Here is a 5,168-nt window from a genome sequence, read left to right as displayed (position 1 = left end):
GCGCCCTCGGCTCGGCCGACCTGCCCGCGCTGGCCGCCCTGGACCCGGCCCTGGCCGCCGAGCTGAAGGCCGAGGGCCGGGCGCCCTGGCAGGTGCTGGCCGGCGCCGCCGAGGGCGCCGGCCTCACCGCGCGGCTGGGCTACCAGGACGCGCCGTACGGGGTCGGGTACTTCGTGGCGTCCTGGAGCTGAGCCTCACGACCGGCGCTGAGCCTCTGGACCGGGGCCGAGCTCCAGGACTGCGCTGAGCTCCAGGACGGCGCTGAGCCTCAGGACTGCGGGGGCCGGCCGTCGCGGCCCTCGCCCTCCGGCTTGGGCTTGTGGGCGAAGTCGCCCACCGCGTCCTTGGCCTTGTCGGCGCCGTGCTCGATCTTGTCGCTGTACTTGCCCTTGGTCGCCTTGTCGATCGCGCCGCCGGCCTTGTCGACGATGTGCTCGATCTGGTCGCTGTGCTTGCCGGCGAGCTCGCTGGCCTTCTCCTTGAGCTCCTCGGCCTTGCCCTTGAGGTTGTCCATCAGACCCATGGCGATCTCCTTCGTTCCCTGTCTCCTGCACAACGCATCCGACCGGTAAAGAGTTCGCAAAGCCGGCCGGGGGTGGAAACGGCCGGAGACGGCCCGGGAAACAGTCACATCCTCGCGCAGCCGACGGCGGGCGGCAGCCCGGCCCCGGTCGCGGCGGCGGTTTGGGAGACTGGAGCGGTGAGCAGCTCCCGTGTGATCAGCATCGTCGGCGCGACCGCCGCCGGAAAGTCCGACCTGGCCGTCGCCATCGCCCGCAGCCTCGGCGGCGAGGTGATCAACACCGACTCGATGCAGCTGTACCGGGGCATGGACATCGGCACCGCGAAGCTGACCATGGCCGAGCGCGAGGGAGTGCCGCACCACCTGATGGACGTCTGGGACGTCACCGAGACCGCCAGCGTCGCCGAGTACCAGCGGCTGGCCCGGGCCGAGATCGACCGGCTGCTCGCGGCCGGCCGCACCCCCGTCCTGGTCGGCGGCTCCGGGCTGTACGTCCGGGCCGCGATCGACGAGATGGAGTTCCCCGGCACCGACCCGCAGGTGCGCGCCCGGCTGGAGGCCGAACTGGAGCAGGCCGGCCCGTACGCGCTGCACCGGCGGCTGGCCGAGCTGGACCCGGCGGCCGCCGAGGCGATCCTGATCGGCAACGGGCGGCGGATCGTCCGGGCCCTGGAGGTCATCGAGATCACCGGGCGGCCGTTCACCGCCAACCTGCCGAGCAACACCGCGGTGTACGAGGCGGTGCAGATCGGCGTCGCCGTGCCGCGCCCCGAGCTGGACGAGCGGATCGCGCTGCGGGTCGACCGGATGTGGGAGGCCGGGCTGCTGGACGAGGTGCGGGAGCTGGAGCGGGTCGGGCTGCGGGAGGGCCGGACCGCCTCCCGGGCGCTCGGCTACCAGCAGGTGCTCGACCACTTCGCCGGCGAGTGCACCGAGGACGAGGCGCGGGCGGAGACCGTCCGGGCCACCAGGCGCTTCGCCCGCCGCCAGGAGTCCTGGTTCCGCCGGGACGACCGCATCCACTGGCTCTCCCGGCCGGCCGGCACCGACCCCGTCGAGCTGCTGGAACGCTCCCTCGAACTGATCGGCCGTCAGGGAGTTCCGGCCGCATAGGTGCTGTTCCGGCCAATTCGGCGGTGCACCTGCGCGCGCAGGTGACCGTGCAGGACGAACCGGGGGTCACGGCCCGATCACGTGATGGCCACGGATCACCCGAGGACCCCGGTCAGGCCCCGAACGTCCCCTCTGGACATGCCATCATCGATGCCATAAGGGTCGGCCCGTGCGGGTCGGCCGTGCCCGGCCGCGAGTCCGCTCGTGTCGAACTGTCAGGGGAGGCCGTGTGTCGACGGGTACCGGCCCCGAAACCGGCCAGGGCGGAAGCGTCACCGCGCCGGCCGAGGAGTTCGACGAGTCCACGCGGGGGGACCTCCCTGTGCTGACCGGCCTGGAGGCACCGACCTCGTACGCGGCCGCGGTGCCCGCGCTGGACACCCGCACCCCGCCGGACGCCGCGGTGCACGAGCGGGAGATCCGGCCGCGGCGCCGGCTCCGCTGGTGGCAGACCCTGCCGATCGCCCTGCTCGGCACCCTCGGCTCGCTGATGTTCGCCTTCCCGCTCGCCTTCGGCTCGGCCGGGGCGCGCGCCACCATGGTCGGGATGCTCGGGCTGCTGTTCACCGCCGCCTCGGTCGGCTGGGGCGCGATGGCCGCCCGGCACGCCGGCTACAAGTGGCCCGGGCTGCCGCGCCGGGGCTCCGGGCAGCGGGCCGGCTGGCAGGCCATCGTGGTCTACACCCTGATCGCGCTGGTCGCCTGCGCGCTCGCGGTGTGGCGGGTCGCCTACCTGCGCTGAGGACGCCGCCTGCGCCGAGCCGGCCGCGGGGCTCTCAGTACCATCGGTGGGGTGAGCGCATCCTCTCCTCAGCAGCGGGCCGGTCTCCCCTTCTTCAAGGGGCACGGCACCCAGAACGACTTCGTGATCGTGCCCGACCCGGACGGTGTGCTGGAGATCGGCCCGGAGGCCGTCGCCGCGCTGTGCGACCGGCGGGCCGGCATCGGCGGCGACGGGCTGCTGCGCGTGGTGCGCGCGGCCGCCGACCCGGCCGCCGCGAGCCAGGCCGACCGGGCCGAGTGGTTCATGGACTACCGCAACTCCGACGGCAGCGTCGCCGAGATGTGCGGCAACGGCCTGCGGGTGTTCGCCCGCTTCCTGGTCGAGGCCGGCCTGGCGAAGCCCGGCGAGCTGGCGATCGCCACCCGCTCCGGGGTGCTCACCGCGAAGGTCGCCGAGGACGCCGCGGACGGGACCCCCGGCGACGTCACCATCGACATGGGCCGGGCCCGGCTGCCCGGACCGGACGGCATCGAGGTGGCCGTCGGCGAGCGGCGCTGGCCGGCCCTGAACGTCAACATGGGCAACCCGCACGCGGTGGCGTTCGTGGCGAGCCTGGACCAGGCCGGGGACCTCTTCAGTGCACCGCTCACCAGCCCCGAGGGCGTCTACCCGGAGGGCGTCAACGTCGAGTTCGTGGTGGACCGCGGCCCGCGGCACGTCGCGATGCGGGTGCACGAGCGCGGTTCGGGCGAGACCCGCTCCTGCGGCACCGGCGCCTGCGCCGTCGCGGTGGCGGCGATCCGCCGGGACGGCCTGGACCCGGCGGTCACCGGTACGGCGGTCTCGTACACCGTGGACGTGCTGGGCGGCCGGCTGGTGATCACCGAGCACCCGGACGGCCGGGTGGAGATGACCGGGCCGGCGGTGATCGTGGCCGAGGGGCGGCTGGACGCGCGCTGGTGGGAGTCGCTGGGCCGGTAGTGACGGCCCGGTTTGCCCACTTCGTACGGTGACGAATCCCCCCGATCGGGTGATACCGGTCGCGGACGGGAATCACGGCGTCGCGGAACGTGCTCTGCTCGGTAGCATGGACCACCGGGTCACCCCACGGGGAGGGGCCGCACCCGGCGACGTTGCCGGAGGTGCCGATGACCATCGAAGCCGGGCAGTCCCCCCTCGCGGGGCAGCCGACGAGCGCACGGCAGGCCGGGGCCAGGAGGCCCCTCGGGGAGTTCGGCCTGGCCGCCCTCGGCCGGGCCGGGCGGGCCGCCCTGCTGGCCACCGGCCGGCCGCCGGTGCCGGACGCCCTGGAACCGCTGGTCCGGGTGCACCGGCAGCACCACCCGCAGGCGGACCTCGCCCTGCTGGCCCGGGCGTACCGGCTGGCCGAGGCCAGCCACCGCGGCCAGAAGCGCAAGAGCGGTGAGCCGTACATCACCCACCCGCTGGCCGTCACCATGATCCTGGCCCAACTCGGCGCCGGGACGACCACCTTGGTCGCCTCGCTGCTCCACGACACCGTCGAGGACACCGAGTTGACGCTGGACCAGGTGAGCGCCGGATTCGGTCCCGAAGTCGCCTACCTGGTCGACGGGGTGACCAAGCTGGAGAAGGTCGACTTCGGCGCCGCCGCCGAGGCCGAGACCTTCCGCAAGATGCTGGTCGCCACCGGGGACGACGTCCGGGTGATGGTGATCAAGCTCGCCGACCGGCTGCACAACATGCGCACCATCCGGCACATGAAGCCGGCCAGCCAGGTGCGGATCGCCAAGGTCACCCGGGACGTGCTGATCCCGCTGGCCGAGCGGCTCGGCATCCAGGTGCTCAAGGCGGAGCTGGAGGACATCGTCTTCGCCACCCTGCACCCCGAGGAGCACGCCCGGACCCGCGGCCTGATGGCCGGTCACGAGGCCGAGCCGGACACCCTGCTGGAGCCCTTCGCCCGGCAGCTGGCCCGGCAGCTGGCCGAGGCCGGGGTCGCCGCCGAGGTGACGGTACGGCCCCGGCACTGCGTCTCGCTGCACCGGGTGCTGCTCAAGCGGGCCGCGGCGCCGGGCCGGGACGGCCGGCCGCAGGAGCCCCAGCCCGCGGACTTCGGGCGGCTGCTGGTGGTGGTCGAGGAGAACGCCGACTGCTACGCGGTGCTCGGCGAGCTGCACACCTGCTGGACGCCGCTGCCCGGCGAGTTCAAGGACTTCGTCGCCGCCCCCAAGTTCAACCTCTACCAGTCGCTGCACACCGCCGTCGCGCTGGCCGGCGGCACGGTGGTCGAGGTGCTGGTGCGGACCCGGCGGATGCACGAGGTGGCCCAGACCGGGGTGGTCGCGCTCGGCGACCCGTCCCCGGCCGGCCCGGCCCAGGACACCGACGAACTGGACCGCACCGACCCGGCCCGGCCCGGGTGGCTCAGCCGGCTGCTGGAGTGGCAGCAGGAGACCCCCGACCCGGACGCCTTCTGGTCCGCGCTCACCGCCGACCTGGCCGGCGACCGCGAGATCACCGTGGTGACGGAGAGCGGCGAAACGCTTCAGCTGAGGGCCGGGGCCAGCTGTGTGGACGCCGCCTACCTGCTCGGCGAGGAGACCGGCCACCGATGTATCGGCGCCCGGGTCAACGGCCGGCTCACCGCGCTGTCCACCGTGCTCCGGGACGGGGACGTGCTCGCGGTGCTCACCGAGAGCCTCCCGGCCGGCGGTGGGGCGCAGCCGTCCGGCCCCTCGCCGGAGTGGCTGGCGCACGCCCGCACCCCGGCCGCCCGGCTGGCCATCGAGCGCTGGCTGGCCGACCACCCGGCCCGGCTGCCGGTGG

At 74.2% G+C, this 5,168-nt stretch carries 5 protein-coding genes and 1 pseudogene; 5 read left to right on the top strand and 1 reads right to left on the bottom strand.

Annotated features, from left to right (window positions below):
- Positions 1-191, top strand: a pseudogene (locus BG452_RS29390) (hypothetical protein); the annotation flags it as partial.
- Between the two features lie 77 nt (positions 192-268).
- On the opposite strand, the gene BG452_RS29385 reads toward BG452_RS29390, so the two are convergent.
- Positions 269-523, bottom strand: a complete 255-nt coding sequence (locus BG452_RS29385; protein WP_188307387.1) for an antitoxin — start codon at positions 521-523, stop codon at positions 269-271.
- Between the two features lie 177 nt (positions 524-700).
- Here BG452_RS29385 and miaA point away from each other — a divergent pair, with 177 nt between their 5' ends.
- The 4 genes from miaA to BG452_RS29365 all read left to right on the top strand — a co-directional run.
- Positions 701-1,636 (top strand): tRNA (adenosine(37)-N6)-dimethylallyltransferase MiaA, encoded by a 936-nt coding sequence (miaA, locus tag BG452_RS29380; protein WP_188307386.1) that lies wholly within the window; start codon positions 701-703, stop codon positions 1,634-1,636.
- Between the two features lie 229 nt (positions 1,637-1,865).
- Complete coding sequence (locus BG452_RS47830) at positions 1,866-2,378, top strand: hypothetical protein (RefSeq protein ID WP_317621283.1); 513 nt, start codon at positions 1,866-1,868, stop codon at positions 2,376-2,378.
- 51 nt (positions 2,379-2,429) lie between these two features.
- Complete coding sequence (dapF, locus tag BG452_RS29370) at positions 2,430-3,341, top strand: diaminopimelate epimerase (RefSeq protein WP_188307384.1); 912 nt, start codon at positions 2,430-2,432, stop codon at positions 3,339-3,341.
- A gap of 167 nt (positions 3,342-3,508) precedes the next feature.
- The coding region (locus BG452_RS29365) for a RelA/SpoT family protein (protein WP_188307383.1) at positions 3,509-5,168 on the top strand (1,660 nt) is incomplete at its 3' end.

Source organism: Streptomyces sp. CBMA123 (genome assembly GCF_014596465.1).
GTDB lineage: Bacteria > Actinomycetota > Actinomycetes > Streptomycetales > Streptomycetaceae > Kitasatospora.
The sequence above is the reverse complement of the archived record's forward strand: the minus strand, read 5'-3'. Positions and strand labels throughout refer to the sequence as shown.

Excerpts from the sequence above, each read along its gene's own strand:
- BG452_RS29385 (WP_188307387.1), bottom strand. The coding sequence starts at position 523 with ATGGGTCTGATGGACAACCTCAAGGGCAAGGCCGAGGAGCTCAAGGAG.